The sequence below is a fragment of the Oleiphilus sp. HI0067 genome (genome assembly GCF_001635735.1).
Window position 1 is genome coordinate 1 of record NZ_LWFI01000207.1, and the last position, 698, is coordinate 698.

1 protein-coding gene is annotated in these 698 nt (G+C 45.0%); it reads right to left on the reverse strand.

Annotated elements, in window-relative coordinates:
* A partial coding sequence (locus tag A3739_RS02710) for a patatin-like phospholipase family protein (RefSeq protein ID WP_231876983.1) occupies positions 1–673 on the reverse strand: 673 nt, incomplete at its 3' end.
* Positions 674–698 lie beyond the last annotated feature (25 nt).

The following is a 698-nucleotide window of genomic DNA, read 5'->3' on the forward strand; positions in this document are numbered from 1 at the left end:
GCTCGAGCGTCTTACTAATTTTTGCGTGAGTTCGAATCATAGCTAAACGCGGCCAAGTAGCGCGCTGACCTTGCATCATTAGCTCTGAAATAAAGTCGCTTGATGGATTTGAAAGAACCTTCGCATAATGACTCAACTTATATTTGGGATATAAAGTGACATCACCCTGATAACGTTGCGAAAGCATGGAATAGATTTGGCCTGCGCCTTGTCTAACAATTTCATTTTGGTTGTGCTTACGAAGATAATCAGACACAGCTTGACCATGGAAGCGAAGCTCTCCTTTCAAGATTTTACTCGGTAAATCGCGTAAACGATTCTTGTCGGCATGCTCTTCTTTTAGAAACGGCACAACATGCGGGTTTGTTTGACTAACGATGCTGAAGTTAACATCGTGCAAATGCATCAACCTTTCGATCGGCAAGTCAGAAACCACACTTCCATCCACCCAACGCATATTTGGCATATAGGCCGCATGATTTCCCTTCTCATCCTTTTGCTGCAACTGAACAGGAGGAAAGATACTAGGAACAGCACAAGACGCCAGCGCCGCGCTCCACATCATTAAGTTAGGCGATGTGTAACCGCTTAAAAGCCTCTCTTTTTGCTGATGCTTCACAGGGGACACGGTGATATTGACACTGCGGCCAGTTCTCTCAAAGGCCTCTTGCATCGTATAGTCACCGATATAGTAACGA